Raw genomic sequence first — 14,566 nt, 5'->3', positions numbered from 1 at the left:
TCCTCCAGGGCCGCGCTACCGGGGACCGGTCACCGGCTCGGCGCCGGGCCGGTCGCGCTCATCGAGGGCCCCGGTGTTCTGGAATCGCTGCCTGGGGAAGCGGGTTTCCCTGATGGCCTCATCGGTCGTGGGGCCCGGCCCCGTCGTGCCCGGGCCGCAGACGGAGCCCCCCGAACCGCCCTCATCTGATCGGGCCAGCGCCGGTCGCGACAGGCGATCCTTCGGCCGCCCTGTGTGGCTCACGCAGCATCGGCGGGTGCAGGGCGGTCGCCGGACCCCGGCGGAACAACCGCGGCGGTCGTCCGCGTCCGCCGGTCACGAGCGTCGACGTCGGGAGCAGGAAGCCCTCGGTCGAGGTGACCTTGCGCTGGAAGTTCCGCGGGTCCAGCGACGTGTCCCAGACGGCCTCGTACACCCGGCGCAGGTCGGTCACGGTGAACTGCGGCGGGCAGAACGACGCGGCCAGCGTCGTGTACTCCAGCTTCGCCTTCGCCCGTTCGACGCCGTCGGCCGTGATCCGGTCGTGGTCGAACGCCAGCGCGGGTACCCGGTCGACCGGGACCCAGGCCGAGGCGACGGCGCCGCCACCCGGGGTCGGGTCCGGCATGTCGGGCACGAATGCGACGTAGCCCACGGCCAGCACCCGGCCACGCGGGTCCCGGTCCGGGGCCGCGTAGCTGGCCAGCTGCTCCAGATGACCGACGACGGCGTCGCCGGTGTCGGCTCCGGTCTCCTCGCCGAGCCGACGGCTCGCCGTGTGGACCAGATCCTCGTCGGGGCGCACGAAACCGCCGGGCAGCGCCCACTGCCCGGCGAACGGCTGCTCGCCCCGCTCGATGAGCAGGACGTGCAGGCTCTCCGAGCGCACGGTGAGCACGACGAGGTTGACGGCGACCGCGAAGAGGTTGCCGCGCATCTCGTGACCACCTCGGACAGAACGGAACCAGGAACGTCGCTCCGCGGGGGAGCGCGCTCATGATCTTGCCCTATCCGACCGGCCGGGGGAAACCGTCCGGTACGACCGGCGTACCGGACGCAGCGGCGAGCGGGCGCAGTCGGTGCTGCGCGCGACGCGGCGCCCGGGTGGCGGGGATCGGGATCCCCGGCCCGGGCGCCGGTACGGAATTCAGCGGCGAGGGTCGTCGTCCTCGTCGTTGTACTTGGCGGCGAGGTCGGCGTACTCGCCGTATCCGTCGTCGCCGTTGTCGGTAGTAACCGCCGTCCCGCTACCGATCTCGCGCTGCAGCGCGTCGAGATCCATAGCAGGGGAGTCGTACTTGAGCTCGCGGGCCACCTTCGTCTGCTTGGCCTTGGCTCGTCCGCGCCCCATGGCTGGTCCCCCTTACAACAGGGAAGGGGCGGCCCGGTCAGCTGACACGACCCGGCGGCCCCTCTCGTCTCATCAATGTCGTGCCTCTAACCGTACCCTGCTCACCCCGGTACGTGCGACGCGGCACCGCCGTCGTCACAGCCACAGGTGTCCACGTGTGGTCGCCCGTGGGCCGTCGTTCACCCGGCTGCCGCACCGGGCGGGGGACCGCCGGCCGGGCGTCAGCCGTCCGTGCGACGTGCGGCACCCGCGGTCCGCTCGCGGGCGGCGCGGCCCGGGGGCGGATTGTCCGGGTCCTGCTCGTAGCTGTCCGGGTCGATCGTGGCCGGGGAGACCCGGTCGTCGACGCCGGCGGTCAGCTCGGCGTCGACGGGAACCGAACGCTTCACGAGCGCGAGCGCGACCGGGCCCAGCTCGTGGTGCTGCACGACGGTGCCCACCCGGCCGACCGTGCGGTCGTCGCGGCGGACCGGATCGCCGGTCCGGGGCAGCTCCTCGTCACCGGCGTCGAGGAGCAGCAGTACCTGCCTGCGCGGCGGCCTGCCGAGGTTCGCGACCCGGGCGACGGTCTCCTGGCCCCGGTAGCAGCCCTTGGTCAGGTGCACCGCGGGCCCGATCCAGCCCACCTCGTGCGGGATGGTGCGGTCGTCGGTGTCCCGGTGCAGCCGCGGCGCGCGCGACTCCACCCGCAGCGCCTCGAAGGCGATCGTCCCGGCGGCACGGGCACCCGCCGCGGTCAGCGCGGACCACCAGGTGCCGGTCGCGTCGCGGGGCACGACGACGTCGACGGCGTCCCTGCCCGGCCACGGGGTACGCCGGACGAAACCGCCGCCGGGCAGCGCGGCGACGCCGTGCGGGGCGGGAGGCAGCGGCAGGCCTGCCTTCTCCAGGACGTCCGGGACGTCCGGCCCGACGACGCCGAGGACGGCGAACTCGCCGGTCACGTCACGCGGCTCGACCTTGGACCAGAAGACCATCTTCGTCAGGTAGTCGAGCAGCGGCGCGCCCTCGCCGGGCTCGGTGTCGAGGTAGACGGTGTCGCCCGTGGCCGCGACGGCCATGTGGTGCAGCACCCGTCCCTGCACGTCCAGCACCAGTGCCTCGGTGCCGGTGTCCGGCGGCAGCTCGCTGACGTGCTGGGTGAGCAGCAGGTGGAGCCAGGACAGCCGTTCCTCGCCGCTCACCGCGATGACCTCGCGGTGGCTCCGGTCGACGACGGCGGCCGCGCGCGCCATCGCACGCTGCTCGGCGGGCGGGTCGCCGTGGTGGGCCGGGACGGCGGCGTCGGGGTCCGCCGGCCCGCCGGTCGTGTCGGTGTCCTGCTCGGGTCCGGGTGTGGTCACCGGTCTCCCTCCACGGCCCCCGTGGGGCTCGTGTCGTCGGTGTGGTTCGTGTGGTCCGCGCAGTCGACGCAGGTCCCCGACAGCGCCACGTGCGTGGCGTCGAGGTGGAATCCGAGGTCCGCCAGCGTGCGTTCGGCCACATCGGACAGCAGCTCGGTCGGTGCCTCGTCGACCCGGCCGCAGTGGTGGCACACGAGGTGCACGTGCCGGTGCTGGTGCTCGGAGTAGGTCGGCGCACCGTGCCCGAGATGGGCGTGCCGGACGACGCCGAGCTCCTCGAGCAGGTCCAGCGTGCGGTAGACGGTCGTGATGTTGACCGCGGGTGCCGTCTCCTGCACACGGCTGCACACCTGCTCGGGGGTCGCGTGCCCCAGGTCGTGCACGGCGTCGAGCACCAGCTGGCGCTGGGGGGTCATCCGCAGTCCGCGCTTGTGCAACGTGCCCTTGAGCGAGGTGTCCACGACGCCGATGGTATTCGCTCCGGCGGGCGGGGGTCGCACGGCGACGACGGTAGCCGCGCATCATGGCACGGGATCCCCCGGCGCGGGGGTCGCCACGCCGCCGTACGGCGGCCGGGCGCTGCGGAGTTCGCCGCGACGGCGCAGGCGCAGCTACCCTGTCGACCGGGGGTCGGCCGGGTTCGCCCGGTCGTGGGTATCCCGCGCAATGCCGGACGACCTGTGAGGAGAGACGATGACGACAGACGGGGCGGACCGCCCGGGCGGTTCCCCGCGGTTCGACGTCGTACTCCGCGGCTACGACCGTAGGCAGGTGGACGAGCACATCGTCCAGATGCAGCGGGTCATGGGCCGGATGCGTGCCGACATCGACGCACTGCGGAGCCGGCCGATGCCGCCGCCGATGCCGATGTCGCCGCCCGGCGGTTTCGCGGCCGCCGGAGCGCAGGGCGCACCGCCGCGTCCGGGGCCACGCCCCGCGCCGGTCGCCGGCCCGCAGGACGCCGAGCGGCACGGCGCCGTCGACAACTTCTCCGACCGGATGCAGGCGATCCTGCAGACGGCCGAGGAGGAGGCCGAGGAGATCCGGAACAAGGCCAAGGCGGACGCCGAGCGCGTCACCGCCGAGGCCCGCAAGCAGGTCGACCGGGCCCGCGCCGACGCCGACCGGGCCCGCGAGCACGGTGACAAGCTCCGCGCCGAGGTCGGTGAGCTGACCCGCCGGCGCGACGAGCTCCGTGCCGAGGGCGCCGCGAGCGGCGCCGGTGACAAGGCCCGCCACGAGATCCGGGGTGCGGCGTCCGCCGCCCCGGAGACGGCGGACGAGGCGTCCCGCAACGGTGCGCCGCAGCCCTCGCGTCCCGGGGGCGACGACCGGCCCCGCACCGACGACGGCGACGGCGCCCGGCGCAGTGACAGCGGCCAGCAGGCCCGTCCCCAGCCCGGTGCCCGTCCCCAGCCGTCGGCCGGGGTGAACGGTGCCCGTCCGGCCGCGGCGAACCAGGCCGGTGAGCAGGGAGCCGCGCCGCGACCGGGCCCCCGCCCGCAGCCCGGCCCCCAGCCGGCCCGTGCCGACTCCGGTCAGCAGGCCCGCCCGGAGGCTCCGGCGCCGGGCAGGCCCGCCGGTCAGGCCCGCCCGGGTCCGTCCGGTCAGCAGGCCCGGCCCGGTCAGCCGAGCGGCTCCGGTCAGCCGAGCGCTGCCGGCCAGCAGGGCGGCGGTCAGCAGGGCGCCGGTCAGCAGGGCGCCGGTCAGCAGAGCGGCGGTCAGCAGAGCGGCGCCGGTCAGTCGGGTGGCGCCGGCCAGCAGGGCGGTCCGAACAAGCAGGCAGCCCAGGGCGGACCGAAGCAGGCCGCTCAGGGTGGCCCGAACAAGCAGTCCGGCTCGGGCGCACAGTCCGGCTCGAACCAGAAGGGCCCGGCGTCCGCCGCGGCAGGCGCCTCCGGGAAGCCGGGGCCGGACGCGACTCCCGGTCAGGCGGCCGAGTCGAAGCCGTCCGCCCAGCCGAAGCCGGAGAAGGCCGAGCAGGGCAAGCAGGACGCGGCACCGCAGCCGAACACGTCCGGCCCGGGGCAGCCCGGGCACGGGCAGCAGCCGGGTCAGGGCAAGGGCGGTCCGGCCCAGCCGGGTCAGGGCGCCACGGGACAGCAGGGGCAACAGGGCCAGCAGGGCCAGCAGAGCCGCCCGGGGCCGCGTCCCGGCCCGCGGCCGTCACCGTCCCCGGCGCCGCGTCCCGGCCCCCAGCCCGCCCAGGGGAACCAGGGCGCCTCGGACGCGGAGCGGACCACGGCCGTCCGGGCCACCGACGAGCCGGAGCCCGCGGACCTGTTCCGCCCGGCGTCGGAGCCGCGGCGGTCCGAGCCCGCGACGACCGCGGTGCCGCACCAGGACAAGTCCGACGGGGCCGCGGAGCGGACCGTCACGGTCGGCGCGGTCCGTCGTTCCGGTGACACCCCATCGGATGGTTCCTCGACGCCGTCGACGGGCGACGCGGCGGGTTCGTCGTCGCCGTCGCAGCCCGAGGCCGACCCGCCGACGACCGCCAACCCCACGGCCGGGCGCGCCCCGGCCACCGGCACCCAGGACGGCTCCCGCACCGGATCCGGCCAGGGTGGCAACGGTCAGAACGGGCGTAGCGGTGGTTCCGACGCCGCCGACGGCGCCGGCGGCCGCTCCGGGAACGGGCGTCCGAACGGCTCGGGAGGCAACGGCGGCAACGCTTCCGGCAACGGCCGGTCCGGCGCGGCGCAGCCGTCGTCGGGGACGCGCAGCGGCTGAGGGTCCACGCGTACGGGCCCCGACCGGCCTAAGGTCCGGGCCCATGCAGCTCGGCTCGTTCACGGTCCCGCCCCTCGCTCTCGCGGCGGTGCTGGGCGCGGGCGTGCTCGTGATCCTGGTTCTCTGGGGCGTCTGGCGCGCCCGCCGGACGCCCGCGCCCGAACCGCTGCCCGTCGCCCCACCGGAGACGGTCGGCGCCCCGCCGCCGTGTGCCGAGGACTGGACCGGAGAGTCCGCGGGCGGCCCGGCCGACCCGCCACGTCCCGCGCGGCCCCGGACGGTGGCGGACGCCGTCGCCGAGCGCGGTGCCGACACCGGACCGATCCCGGGCCTGCCGATCCGCACGGCCCCGGCCGCCTCCGCGACCGGGACGGTGGGTGCGGCGAGTGCAGCGGGGCGTCATGCGGCGCCCGACGGGGCGGGACCGATCACCGTCCCGTCCGACGAACGTCCGGACGGGGCGACCCTCGCCCGCACCGGAGCCCCGGCGGCCACCCGGCGCCGGCCGCGACCGAGCCCGGCCCCGCGCGGCGGATCCGCCGCCCCCGCCGTACGGGACGAGGAGGCGACCGGTCCGGCCGCCGACGGCACGGCCGACGGCGTCGCCGGATCGTCCACGGTGGAATCGACGCCCGGCCGGGGAGTGGCGGCGGTGACCGGCGCCGTCGCGGCAGGTGCGGTCGGTGCCGGGCTCGCCGCAGCAGCCCCGGATCCCGGCGGAGCGGCAACGGGCTCCGGGACGACGACCCCGGATCCCGGTACGGCAGCCCCGGACCCCCGTACGGCGGCTACGGGCTCCGATGCGGCGGCCCCGGACCCCGATGACCCGGCACAGGACCCCGGCGACACCCCGGGCGCCGCCGCGGCCACCACCCGTCCGGCCGCCCGTTTCCGGATCGTCGACGCCGCAGACGCCGTCGAGGCCGGCACCGACACCGACACAGACGCCGCGGCCGAGGCCGACGACACCGCAGCCCCGACCGCCTGGGACAGGCCCCGCACCGAGGACCCCACCGTCGCCGACGACGTCTCCACCGGCCCGCTGCCCCCGTGGTCGGCCGAGCGGACCGTCCCGGCCGTCGAGGACCTGCCCTGCGGAGACCGGGGCTCCGCGGACGCCACCGCGGACCGGGCCGCCGCCGACGAGGCCCCGGACGGTGTCCCGGCCGCCGCAGCAGCGGGCGCCCCGGAGCCGATGTCCCGGGCCGTCCAGCAGGCCCTCGCCGCCCGCGCCGTGCAGCGCGCCCGGATCCTCCGTGCCGAGATCGACGATGCGGAGCCGGAGACCGGTGGCCAGCAGGAGCTGCCGCTGTCGGTGGTGCCGTCGACCCAGGCCGTTCCCGCGGCGGGCGTGGACGCCCGCGACCGGCTGCTCGGCGTGCTGCTCGCCGATCCCGCCCGCGCCCTCGACGCGACCCGGACCCTCGACGACTCCCGCGACCGGATCGAGCAGCTCGGCGACGTCCTGCGCCGGCGCCGCGAGGAGCTGGCCGGAGCCGTCCGGCACCTGCACGAGTGCGGTCTCGATCCCGTCCAGATCGGACGGTTGTCGGGTCTGGCCACCGCCGACGTCCGGACCATCCTGGACGGTGAGGACGCCGGTCGCGGCTGATCAGGCCGTCGCGGTGAACCGGACCGGGGTGCCCGGCGGCGCCTGGGCCAGCAGCGGCAGGTCCGCCGGTTCCACGACCGCGATCACCGGGTAGCCGCCGGTCGTCGGGTGGTCGGCGAGGAACACCACCGGCGGGCCGTCCGGCGGGACCTGCACCGAGCCCGTCACCATGCCCTCGCTGGGCAGTTCCCGGTCCCGCGCGTCCGGGAGCCGTTCCGGCGACGGTCCGTCGAGCCGGATCCCGATCCGGTTGCCGTCCGGTGTGACCGTCCACGTCGGATCGAGGAGTGCGCGGCGGGCGTCGGTGAACCAGTCGGCGCGGGGCCCGAACCGCACCCGCAGGCGGACCGGGGCGACCGGCAGCGAGACGGGGACCGGGCCGGTCTCCGGCACCGTGCCGGACCCCGGGCCCAGGGGCAGCTCGTCGCCGTCGGCGACCGGGGCGGGCCCGAGCCCGGACAGCAGGTCGGTGCTGCGGCTGCCGAGGGCCGGCTCGACGTCCACCCCGCCGGCGACGGCGAGGTACACCCGCAGGCCCCCGACCGGCCTGCCGATCTCGAGTTCCGCACCGTCCGGCAGGTAGACGGCGGTGTGCGAGGCGGCGGCCCGCCCGGCGATCCGCACCGGGGCCGGAGCCCCGGTCACCGCGACGACGCGCGCGCCCCGCGCACGCACCCGCAGGCCGCCGCCGAGGAGCTCGAGCCCGGCCGCGCCGCCGGGGTTGCCGACCAGGCGGTTCCCGAGCTCGTAGGCCGGGCCGTCGAGCGCGCCCGACGGCGGGACCCCGAGGTGGGCGTGGCCCGGCCGCCCGCGGTCGGTGACGAGCGCCTGCGGGCCGGCCCGCAGCACCTCCAGCGCGCTCACCGGGCCTCGAACCGCACCCGGTCGCCCGGGGTGAGCAGTGCGGGCCGCTCGGCCGACGGGTCGAACAGGACGGTGTCGGTGCGCCCGATCAGCCGCCAGCCGCCGGGGGAGCGGCGCGGGTAGACGCAGCTGTAGACGTCGGCGATCCCGACCGAGCCGGCCGGGACCGCCGTCCGCGAACTCTCCAGCCGTGGCTGGCGCAGCGGTTCCGGCAGCCCGGAGAGGTACCCGAAACCGGGCGCGAACCCGCAGAAGTCCACCGTGTACTCGGCGTTGCTGTGCAGGGCGACGACCTCGTCGACGTCGATCCCGGCGGTCTCGGCGACCAGCCGGAGGTCGGCGCCGTCGTAGACGACCGGGATCGTGTGCACCGTGCCGGTGCCGGGAGGCGTGGTGGCCGGGTCCGCGTCGCGGACGACCTCGCGCACCCGCTCGGTCGACGCCCCGGGCGCGACCTCGACCAGCACCGTGCGCGCCGCCGGGACCAGCTCCGTCACCTCGGACAGGCCGGCCGCCCGGACGGCGGCGACGATCGCGGCCACCTCGGCCGCGGTGGGCACCTCGAACAGCAGCGCCCTGCTCCCGCAGGGACGGACCGCGGCGTCGGCCACCGGGCCGCTCAGCCGACGACGCGGCGCAGCACCGCCGACATGTACGGCGTCAGCTGCCCGCCGTCGACCGCGCGCTCGTCGACGTAGGCGAGGTCGCCCTGGTTGACGAGGCCGTAGAGGCGCTTCGAGGCGACCGTGGGCCGGGCCGAGGCCGTGCGGGCGACGGCGTCGGACTCGATCTCCCAGGAACGCATGTCGCCCTTGGGGCCGTAGAGGATCGCGACCAGGCCGCTGCTGTCGGCGAGCACGACCTCCAGCGAGCCGTCCTCCTGCGGGCGCCAGAAGCCGGTCTCCCGCTCGAGCAGGTCGCCGGTCTCGCCGTCCTGCCCCAGCAGCCAGGTCCGCGACTCGAAGGTCAGGAAGGCGCGCCCGTCGTGGGCGAAGGTGAGCTGCTGCCCGAACGGCCGCGGCTCGCCGGACGCCGGGTCGACCAGCTCGCCGTCGCCGCGCCAGACGCCGACCAGCGGCAGCACACCCAGGCACCACTCGTGCAGGTCCGGGCCCTGACGCAGGTTCGCGGTGTCGTCGGTGACGGGCAGGTCCTCCCACTGCGGCCTATTGCGCCGCGGCGAGTCCGGCGCGGCGTTCTCCGGGCCGGTGATCGTGGTCTGCAGCTGCTCGTCGGTGCCGGATTCGGGATCGGTCACGGGATCGGCTCCTCGCTGTGATGGTCGGCGGCGTCGTCGGGGGCGGGACGCTCGCCGTCCCCGGCCGCGGCGGGCTCGACGACGAACAGGCGCCGGAGCAGCCACCCGGCCCAGGCGGCGGTTCCCGCGGACAGGGCGATCAACAACCCGGTGGAGAACCAGTGCACGGCGCGCCAGCCTACTAGCGGCCGTCCCCGGAACGACGAACGCCGCCCCGGACACGGTCCGGGGCGGCGTTCGGGTGCCGGAACTCAGGCGACGGCGATCTCCGCCTGGTGCAGGCCCGGCCCGTCGGCGACGAGCGCGGACTGGCCGTTGCCGGAGCGCGAGAGCGCCCGGACGGTCCAGCTGCCGGGGGCGGCGAAGAACCGGAAGTCACCCGAGGCCGAGGACACGACCTCCGCGGTGAACTCGCCGGTGCCGTCCAGCAGGCGGACGAACGCCCCGCCGACCGGCTCGCCGCCGGCGACGACGCGCCCGGCCAGCACGGTCTCCTTCTCGAGGTCCGTGCCCGCGGGCAGGGTCAGGGACTGGTCAGGGGCTCCACACATGCTTACTTCGCTCCCAGCTCGATCGGCACGCCGATGAGCGAGCCGTACTCGGTCCAGCTGCCGTCGTAGTTCTTGACGTCGGTGTGCCCCAGCAGCTCGCGCAGCACCACCCAGGTGTGGCTCGAGCGCTCGCCGATGCGGCAGTAGGCGATGGTCGGGCGGCCCTCGTCGAACCCCGCCTCCTTGTAGAGGGAGGCCAGCTCCTCGTTCGACTTGAAGGTGCCGTCCTCGTTGGCCGCCTTCGACCACGGGATGTTGATCGCCGACGGGATGTGACCCGGACGCTGCGACTGCTCCTGCGGCAGGTGGGCCGGGGCCAGGATCTTGCCGGAGAACTCGTCGGGCGACCGGACGTCGACCAGGTTCTTGGTGTCGATCGCGTCGACGACCTCGTCGCGGAAGGCGCGGATCGAGGTGTCGGCGTCCTGGGCGGTGTAGGAGGTCGCCGGGCGGTCCTTGACGTCGGTGGTCAGGGTCCGGCCGTCGAGCTCCCACTTCTTGCGGCCGCCGTCGAGCAGCACGACGTTCGTGTGGCCGTAGAGCTTGAACTCCCAGTAGGCGTAGGCGGCGAACCAGTTGTTGTTGCCGCCGTAGAGCACGACCTTGTCGTCCTGCCCGACGCCCTTGGCCGAGAGCAGCTGCTCGAACTGCTCCTTGGTGACGATGTCGCGGCGGACCGGGTCCTGCAGCTCATCGGTCCAGTTGACCTTGACCGCACCGGGGATGTGCCCGCCGTCGTAGGCGGTGGTGTCCTCGTCGACCTCGAGGAACACCACCCCGTCGGTCTCCAGGTTCGCTTCCGCCCAGTCGGCGGTGACGAGGACGTCCTCGCGGCTCATGTTCGAATCTCTCCCGAAATCGTGTGCTGGGTGACGGGTCAGGAACGCGCCCCGGCCGGGCCGGTGCGCAGGCGGGCGAGGAGCCCGTACATCTCGCAGCCCAGGCAGTAGCCGAAGGCCGCGTTGAGGAGGGCCGCCGCGAGTGCCGCCGCCGTGGCGACGACACCGAGCGCGGTCAGCCCGGACAGGTAGCCCGCCGCGGCGACGGCGGTGAAAACCAGGCCGACGGTCTGCGAGAAGCGGACCGGGGCGGCGTCCTCCCACTCGGACGTCGGCCCGAGCCGCCGGGCGAGCAGGGAGCGGTACAGCACCCCGTAGGGGGCGAACCGCATGCCGGCGAACGCGCCGACGGCGAAGACGACGGCCTGCGCGGTGACGAGCAGGCCGCTGCCGGACAGCAGCACCAGCGCCAGTACGACGGTGGTGACCGCGGCGGAGAACCGGACACCGCGCGGGTCGAGCCGGGGCTCGGTGCGCACGGATCCGGGGTCCGTGACGGACATGGGGGTGACTCCTGTGGACCGGGGCGACGGCCGGTCGTCGGTGCGACGTGTCGGCCTTCAGGGCACGCGGATCAGGAGTCGAGACAGAGGCAGCCGGCGAGACGGCACAGATCGACCGTGCGGCGTCGGGTCAGCGGCCAGTTCACAGTGGCGAGGGTAGCCGAACCGGCGGGATCCGTGCACCCGTCCGGTGCGGCCGTTCGGTCACAGGGCGGGTGCGGCAGGGCCCGGACCGTCCGGCGCCGGGAGCGCGGCGACGAGCTCGCCGGTCCGCGGCACCCCCGCGACGCGCAGCAGCTCGGCGCCGCGCCCGTCGAAGACGACGGTGGTCGGGGTGCGCATGACGCCCAGTGCGCGCGCGACGTCGGCCCGGTCGGCCACGTCGATCTCCACGTGTGCCAGCCCGGGGTCGTCGGCGGCGAGCGCGGCGAGCAGCACGGCGGTCTGCCGGCAGGGCGTGCACACCGGCGACGACAGCTGCAGCAGCAGCGCCCGCCGTCCCGCCGGGTCGACGCCCGCGAGCTCCCAGCCGGGACCGGTGGGACCGGCCGGGGCGGACCGGCGGACGGCACCGGAGCGGGCGCGCAGGACGAGACCGGCCGCCGTCGTCACCACGAGGACGACGAGCAGCACGACGAGACCGGTACCGCTCACCCGTGCCTCAGTCCGACGTCCGGTCGGAGCCGACGCCCAGGTCCCGGACGGCCCCGGAGATCTCCAGGACGTTGAACTCCGGCACCGAGACCGACGTCGGCGTGACACCGAGCGGCAGCCGGCCCGGGTCGACCTCGACGGCCATCGCCGACATGAGGGAGTCCCGCACCGCGGCCGGGACGGGCTCGTGCGTCTCGTACTCGCGGACGTCGCGAGGCACGATCCGCAGCTTCCCGTCCGAGACGACGAGCGCGCTCAGCACCGCGACCTTCGCGTCCTCGCCGTCGACCGGCATCTCGGCCACGAACCGAGCCGCGTTCCGCGGGTCGAGCCCGCGCAGGGTGGGGTCCGCACCCTCGCGGATCACCGTGTCGATGTCGTTCGCCTCGACCTCCTCGGCGGTCAGGCGCTCCACACCGGCGGCGGGACCCCCGGCGGCGACGACCAGCCGGCGCACGTCCATCGGGCCGATCCGGACGATCCCCTCGGCGGCCGCCGCACGGAACCGGGACGGCCCCGAGCCGATCAGGTCGGACAGGGGCGCCCGCACGCCGTGCATCTGCACCTCCACCTCGGGGGTCTGCAGCGGGCCGATCGGCACCCGCTGCATGGAGACGTCGATCCGGTCGTAGCGGCCGGTCACGGCCTGCGCGAGGAACGAGATCCCCTGCACCTGCACCGCCGGGTCCTCGGGGAGGCCGAGCCGGTCGCGCATCTGGCGGGAGATCCCGGACTCGGCCGCGGCGGCGGTGCCGAGATCGGCCAGCACGAGCACGGCGACGACGGCCAGGACGGCGGCGACCACGCGGTGCACGGTGGTGCGCCGGTCGGTGCCCCGGTCCGGCCCCCGGCCGGTACTGCGGTCGGCGCCCCGGCCGGGCGCCGGGAGGGTGGGCGACTGCACGGATGGTCCTCCCGGAGATCCCGGTGCTGCGGACGTAACTCCCTGACGGTAGTGAGCCCGCCGGGATCCCGGTCCGGCGGCCCCGGACCTGCTCCGACGGACGGGTTCCGGCCCGATCGTTCGCGTGACCGATCCAGATCGGGAGCGTGAGGCGGATCGCGATCGTGCTGACCACCGGATGACGGGGCGGTATCGTCCGCGTATCGCGAGAGGAGGAGTCCATGGAACTGCTCCTGCTGACCACGGCTCCGGATGCGGCCGCCGTGCTGCCTGCCCTGTCCCTGCTGCCGCACAACGTGCGGACCGCGGCCCCCGAGGTGGCCGCACTGCTCGACGCGGGCCCGCACGACGCGGTCCTGGTCGACGCGCGCAGCGACCTGGTGGCGGCCCGGAGCCTGTGCCGGCTGCTCGGCAGTACGGGTACCGACGTCCCGGTCATCGCCGTGCTCAACGAGGGCGGCCTGGTGGCCGTCTCCGGTGAGTGGGTGGTGGACGAGATCCTGTTGCCGGACACCGGCCCGGCGGAGGTGGACGCGCGGCTCCGGTTGCTCCGTGCCCGGCCCGGCGCCGAGTCGGCGTCGGGGGGCGGGGCGCTGGTGCTCGGTGAGCTGGTGATCGACGAGGCGACGTACTCGGCCCGGCTCAAGGGCCGGTTGCTGGAGCTCACCTACAAGGAGTTCGAGCTGCTCAAGTACCTCGCGCAGCACGCAGGCCGGGTGTTCACCCGGGCCCAGCTGCTGCAGGAGGTCTGGGGCTACGACTTCTTCGGTGGCACCCGCACCGTCGACGTCCACGTGCGGCGGCTGCGCGCCAAGCTCGGCGGCGAGCACGAGCAGATGATCGGCACGGTGCGCAACGTCGGCTACAAGTTCGTCCGGCCGTCACGGGGCGGGCTGACCGCCCCGCCGGACAGCGATGCCGACTCCGATGCCGACTCCGAGCCGTCCGACCGTCGCCTGCCGGGCGCCGGCCGTCCCACCGGACCGGGACGGACCACCCCGGGCGCGCTCTCCCCACGCTGACGACACAGTGCACGGACACGACCCGCGGACCCGCCCGGTCCGCGGGTCGTGTTCTAGGGTCCGGCGGGTGGACCCGCAGGTGCTGACCCGACTCGACGCCGACACCGCCACGGCGGTGCACGACCTGCTGGCGACGGCCGCCGCGCACGACGGCGCCGACCCGTTCTCCGAGCAGTTCCTCCTCACCCTCCGGGCGGGGGAGGAACGCGCCGGGGTGCACCACGTCGTGGTGCCCGGCGCGGACCGCGTCGTCGCGGGGTACGCCCAGCTCGACGGGGAGTACGCCGAACTCGCCGTGCACCCGGCGGAGCGTCGCCGTGGCGTCGGGTCCGCTCTGGTCACGGCCCTGGAGGGGCTCACCGCGGATCCGCACCTCTGGGCGCACGGCGATCTCGACGCCGCGAAGGGTCTCGCCGAGCGGCACGGCTACCGGCGCGACCGGGTGCTGTGGCAGATGCGCCGCACCGCCGGCGAGCCGTTGCCCGAGGTGAGCCTCCCTGACGGGGTCACGCTGCGGTCGTTCGTCCCCGACCGCGACGACGACGAGTTCCTCCGGGTCAACAACGCCGCCTTCGACTGGCACCCCGAGCAGGGCGGGTGGACGGGCGCCGAGCTCGCCGCCCGCCAGGCCGAGGACTGGTTCGACGCCGACGGGTTCCTGCTGGCCACGGCCCCCGACGGCACCCTGCTGGGCTACCACTGGACGAAGGTCCACCCCGCCACCGGCGACGAGCCCGCGATGGGCGAGGTCTACGTCCTCGGTGTCGATCCGGCGGCGCACGGGCGCGGGCTGGGCCGGGTCCTGACCCTGGCCGGGCTGCACCACCTGCACGACCGCGGGCTGGACACGGTCCTGCTCTACGTGGAGGCGGACAACGGCCCGGCCGTGCGCGTCTACCAGCGGCTCGGGTTCGTCGTGCACGCCGCGGACGTCAACTACGCCCGCTGACAGG

17 protein-coding genes are annotated in these 14,566 nt (G+C 75.5%); 4 read left to right on the top strand and 13 right to left on the bottom strand.

What is annotated here, in order from left to right; translation table 11 throughout:
* Nucleotides 1-181: 181 nt before the first annotated feature.
* From PP1_RS14620 to PP1_RS14605, 4 genes are all read right to left on the bottom strand, one after another.
* Nucleotides 182-916 (bottom strand): NUDIX hydrolase, encoded by a 735-nt coding sequence (locus PP1_RS14620; protein ID WP_010240230.1) that lies wholly within the window; start codon nt 914-916, stop codon nt 182-184.
* 210 nt (nt 917-1,126) lie between these two features.
* A complete protein-coding gene (locus PP1_RS14615; RefSeq protein WP_010240231.1) occupies nt 1,127-1,330 on the bottom strand; it encodes a DUF3073 domain-containing protein in 204 nt (67 codons plus the stop codon).
* A 221-nt stretch (nt 1,331-1,551) separates the two neighbouring features.
* A complete protein-coding gene (gene ygfZ, locus PP1_RS14610) occupies nt 1,552-2,673 on the bottom strand; it encodes a CAF17-like 4Fe-4S cluster assembly/insertion protein YgfZ (RefSeq protein WP_010240232.1) in 1,122 nt (373 codons plus the stop codon).
* Nucleotides 2,670-3,134 carry a Fur family transcriptional regulator gene (locus PP1_RS14605; protein WP_010240233.1) on the bottom strand — a complete coding sequence of 155 codons (465 nt, stop codon included), beginning with the start codon at nt 3,132-3,134 and terminating at the stop codon, nt 2,670-2,672. Before PP1_RS14605 ends, ygfZ begins: the two co-directional genes overlap by 4 nt.
* A 232-nt stretch (nt 3,135-3,366) precedes the next feature.
* On the opposite strand from PP1_RS14605, the gene PP1_RS14600 reads away from it, so the two are divergent.
* Together PP1_RS14600 and PP1_RS14595 are read left to right on the top strand one after the other, a co-directional pair.
* The gene (locus PP1_RS14600) at nt 3,367-5,406 is read left to right on the top strand and encodes a V-type ATP synthase subunit E (RefSeq protein ID WP_075313927.1); all 2,040 of its coding nucleotides are present in this window, start codon (nt 3,367-3,369) and stop codon (nt 5,404-5,406) included.
* Nucleotides 5,407-5,449: 43 nt separating this feature from the next.
* Nucleotides 5,450-7,018, top strand: a complete 1,569-nt coding sequence (locus PP1_RS14595) for a hypothetical protein (protein ID WP_075313928.1) — start codon at nt 5,450-5,452, stop codon at nt 7,016-7,018.
* Here the strand turns inward: PP1_RS14595 and PP1_RS14590 are convergent, their stop codons facing one another.
* The 9 genes from PP1_RS14590 to PP1_RS14550 all read right to left on the bottom strand — a co-directional run bounded on the left by PP1_RS14590 (nt 7,019) and on the right by PP1_RS14550 (nt 12,591).
* Nucleotides 7,019-7,882, bottom strand: a complete 864-nt coding sequence (locus tag PP1_RS14590; RefSeq protein WP_075313929.1) for a biotin-dependent carboxyltransferase family protein — start codon at nt 7,880-7,882, stop codon at nt 7,019-7,021.
* Nucleotides 7,879-8,493, bottom strand: coding sequence for a 5-oxoprolinase subunit B family protein (locus PP1_RS14585; protein ID WP_010227969.1), 615 nt, complete (start codon nt 8,491-8,493; stop codon nt 7,879-7,881). Before PP1_RS14585 ends, PP1_RS14590 begins: the two co-directional genes overlap by 4 nt.
* Before the next feature lie 8 nt (nt 8,494-8,501).
* Nucleotides 8,502-9,140 carry an FABP family protein gene (locus PP1_RS14580; RefSeq protein ID WP_010227970.1) on the bottom strand — a complete coding sequence of 213 codons (639 nt, stop codon included), beginning with the start codon at nt 9,138-9,140 and terminating at the stop codon, nt 8,502-8,504.
* Entirely contained in the window at nt 9,137-9,307 is a 171-nt protein-coding gene (locus tag PP1_RS14575; RefSeq protein WP_010227971.1) for a hypothetical protein, read from the bottom strand. The genes PP1_RS14580 and PP1_RS14575 overlap by 4 nt, the downstream gene beginning before the upstream one ends.
* 84 nt (nt 9,308-9,391) lie before the next feature.
* The gene (locus tag PP1_RS14570) at nt 9,392-9,691 is read right to left on the bottom strand and encodes a DUF1416 domain-containing protein (protein ID WP_010227972.1); all 300 of its coding nucleotides are present in this window, start codon (nt 9,689-9,691) and stop codon (nt 9,392-9,394) included.
* 2 nt (nt 9,692-9,693) lie between these two features.
* Nucleotides 9,694-10,530 (bottom strand): sulfurtransferase, encoded by an 837-nt coding sequence (locus PP1_RS14565; RefSeq protein WP_010227973.1) that lies wholly within the window; start codon nt 10,528-10,530, stop codon nt 9,694-9,696.
* A 38-nt stretch (nt 10,531-10,568) separates the two neighbouring features.
* On the bottom strand, nt 10,569-11,033 hold the full coding sequence (locus PP1_RS14560) for a DUF4395 domain-containing protein (RefSeq protein ID WP_010227974.1): 465 nt from the start codon (nt 11,031-11,033) through the stop codon (nt 10,569-10,571).
* 204 nt (nt 11,034-11,237) lie between these two features.
* Nucleotides 11,238-11,687, bottom strand: a complete 450-nt coding sequence (locus PP1_RS14555) for a thioredoxin family protein (RefSeq protein WP_010227976.1) — start codon at nt 11,685-11,687, stop codon at nt 11,238-11,240.
* Nucleotides 11,688-11,694: 7 nt separating this feature from the next.
* Nucleotides 11,695-12,591, bottom strand: a complete 897-nt coding sequence (locus PP1_RS14550) for an LmeA family phospholipid-binding protein (protein WP_010227978.1) — start codon at nt 12,589-12,591, stop codon at nt 11,695-11,697.
* Nucleotides 12,592-12,812: 221 nt separating this feature from the next.
* Between PP1_RS14550 and PP1_RS14545 the strand changes: the two genes are divergently transcribed.
* A complete protein-coding gene (locus PP1_RS14545) occupies nt 12,813-13,613 on the top strand; it encodes a winged helix-turn-helix transcriptional regulator (RefSeq protein ID WP_010227980.1) in 801 nt (266 codons plus the stop codon).
* Nucleotides 13,614-13,680: 67 nt separating this feature from the next.
* Nucleotides 13,681-14,562 carry a mycothiol synthase gene (gene mshD / locus PP1_RS14540; RefSeq protein ID WP_010227982.1) on the top strand — a complete coding sequence of 294 codons (882 nt, stop codon included), beginning with the start codon at nt 13,681-13,683 and terminating at the stop codon, nt 14,560-14,562.
* The last annotated feature ends 4 nt before the right edge of the window (nt 14,563-14,566 follow it).

Origin of the sequence: Pseudonocardia sp. P1 (assembly GCF_000178675.2) — a bacterium.
Lineage (GTDB): Bacteria > Actinomycetota > Actinomycetes > Mycobacteriales > Pseudonocardiaceae > Pseudonocardia.
This window is presented reverse-complemented; position numbering and strand designations above follow the sequence as displayed.

Excerpts from the sequence above, each read along its gene's own strand:
- PP1_RS14565 (WP_010227973.1), bottom strand. The coding sequence starts at position 10,530 with ATGAGCCGCGAGGACGTCCTCGTCACCGCCGACTGGGCGGAAGCGAAC.
- PP1_RS14620 (WP_010240230.1), bottom strand. The coding sequence starts at position 916 with ATGCGCGGCAACCTCTTCGCGGTCGCCGTCAACCTCGTCGTGCTCACC.
- PP1_RS14615 (WP_010240231.1), bottom strand. The coding sequence starts at position 1,330 with ATGGGGCGCGGACGAGCCAAGGCCAAGCAGACGAAGGTGGCCCGCGAG.
- PP1_RS14560 (WP_010227974.1), bottom strand. The coding sequence starts at position 11,033 with ATGTCCGTCACGGACCCCGGATCCGTGCGCACCGAGCCCCGGCTCGAC.
- PP1_RS14545 (WP_010227980.1), top strand. The coding sequence starts at position 12,813 with ATGGAACTGCTCCTGCTGACCACGGCTCCGGATGCGGCCGCCGTGCTG.
- PP1_RS14570 (WP_010227972.1), bottom strand. The coding sequence starts at position 9,691 with ATGTGTGGAGCCCCTGACCAGTCCCTGACCCTGCCCGCGGGCACGGAC.
- PP1_RS14600 (WP_075313927.1), top strand. The coding sequence starts at position 3,367 with ATGACGACAGACGGGGCGGACCGCCCGGGCGGTTCCCCGCGGTTCGAC.
- PP1_RS14595 (WP_075313928.1), top strand. The coding sequence starts at position 5,450 with ATGCAGCTCGGCTCGTTCACGGTCCCGCCCCTCGCTCTCGCGGCGGTG.